Raw genomic sequence first — 1,874 nt, 5'->3', positions numbered from 1 at the left:
GGCGGTACGCGGGCCCGGTCGCCGTGGCGGCCGACGTGGCCGAGCTGGTCTCCCGCGACGACGTGGACGCCGTGCTCAACCTGACCGTCCCTGCCGTCCACGCGGAGGTCGCCCTCACCGCGCTCGCCGCGGGCAAGCACGTGTACGGCGAGAAGCCGCTCGCGGCCGGGCTCGATCAGGCCGCCGCCGTGCTCGCGGCGGCCCGCGCTGCGGGCCTGCGTGTCGGCTGCGCCCCCGACACGGTGCTCGGCACCGGGACGCAGACCGCCCGCAAGGCGGTCGACGACGGGCTGATCGGCCGCCCGGTGGCGGCCACCGCCTTCATGACGACGGCCGGGCACGAGGCATGGCACCCCGACCCGGAGTTCTACTACCGCCCGGGCGGCGGCCCGCTCCTCGACATGGGCCCCTACTACCTGTCGGCCCTGGTCCATCTGCTCGGGCCGGTCGTCAGGGTGACCGGCGCGTCCTCCCGGCCGCGCACCGTGCGGACCGTCGGCAGCGGCCCGCGCGCCGGCCACGTCTTCCCCGTCGACACCGACACCCACATCACCGGGGTCCTGGAACACGCGGGCGGCGCCCTGTCCACACTGATCATGAGTTTCGACGTACGGGCCGCGCGTCTCCCGCGGATCGAGGTGCACGGCACGGACGCCTCGCTGTCGGTCCCGGACCCCAACGCCTTCGACGGGCCGGTGGAGATCCACCGCGGCGACCGCTGGGTGCCCCTCCCCGTCTCGGCGGGACACCGCGACGCAGGCCGCGGCGTCGGACTCGGCGACCTGGCCGCGGCACTGCGCGAGGACCGCCCGCACCGTGCCTCCGCCGAACTCGCCGCACACGTCCTGGACGTGATGCTGACGCTCATGGACGCGGCGGACCAGGGGCGCGCCCTGGGCGTCGACAGCACCTGCGAACGGCCCGACCCGGTGCCTCTCTGATCCGTTCCGCGGCGCGCCCGCGGCGCTCCCGCACCGCATCCCCGACCCGCTCGGCGCGCGTACCCGCGCGCCGGCAAGATCCGAAAGACAGGCCTGAGATGCACGACGACCGGAAGCTGGTCGAAGCCCGCCTGAAGCGCGTCCTCGACGAGCGCCTGCGGCCCGCCGTCCACCCCGTCACCACCCCGCTGACCGTGGAGATCTGGTCCACCACCGGCGAGCCCGTCCCCGTCGCCGAAGGGCTCGCCGCCCCCACGCGCCGGATCACCCCCGGCACGGCGTGGGGTGCTCCCTGGGGCACCAGCTGGTTCGACGTCAGCGGAACGGTACCGGCCGAGTGGGCGGGACGGACGGTGGAGGCCGTGCTCGACCTGGGCTTCACACCGCGCACGCCCGGCTTCCAGTGCGAGGGGCTGGTCCACGAGCCCGACGGCACCCCCGTCAAGGGTCTGCACCCGCGCAACAACCACGTTCCCGTCGGCGCACCGGCGGCCGGCGGGGAGCGGGTCCACTGGCGCATCGAGGCCGCGTCCAACCCCGATCTCGAGGCGGACGGCGTGCCCTTCCGGCCCACCCGCCTCGGTGACAGGTCGACCGCGGGTGACGCGCCGCGGTACGTCCTCGGCGACATGGTGCTCGCGGTGTTCGACGAGACCGTGTGGAACCTGGTCATGGACCTGGAGGTCCTCGGTGAGCTGATGGCGGAGTTGCCGGTGGACGGCGCCCGGCGCTGGGAGATCCTGCGGGCCGTGAGCAGCGCGCTGGACGCCGTCGACCTCCAGGACGTGAACGGCACCGCGCAGGCCGCACGCGACGCCCTTGCCGACGTGCTGGCCGCGTCGGCCGCCCCCGCCGCGCATCGCATCAGCGCCGTCGGCCACGCCCACATCGACTCCGCGTGGCTGTGGCCGCTGCGCGAGACGGTCCGCAAGG

At 75.1% G+C, this 1,874-nt stretch carries 1 protein-coding gene and 1 pseudogene; both read left to right on the top strand.

What is annotated here, in order from left to right:
• The coding region (locus GTW43_RS04770) for a Gfo/Idh/MocA family oxidoreductase (RefSeq protein WP_161300358.1) at positions 1–941 on the top strand (941 nt) is incomplete at its 5' end.
• A 98-nt stretch (positions 942–1,039) separates the two neighbouring features.
• Positions 1,040–1,874: pseudogene (locus GTW43_RS04765) on the top strand (alpha-mannosidase); the annotation flags it as partial.

The organism is Streptomyces sp. SID5785 (genome assembly GCF_009870065.1).
GTDB lineage: Bacteria > Actinomycetota > Actinomycetes > Streptomycetales > Streptomycetaceae > Streptomyces.
This window is presented reverse-complemented; position numbering and strand designations above follow the sequence as displayed.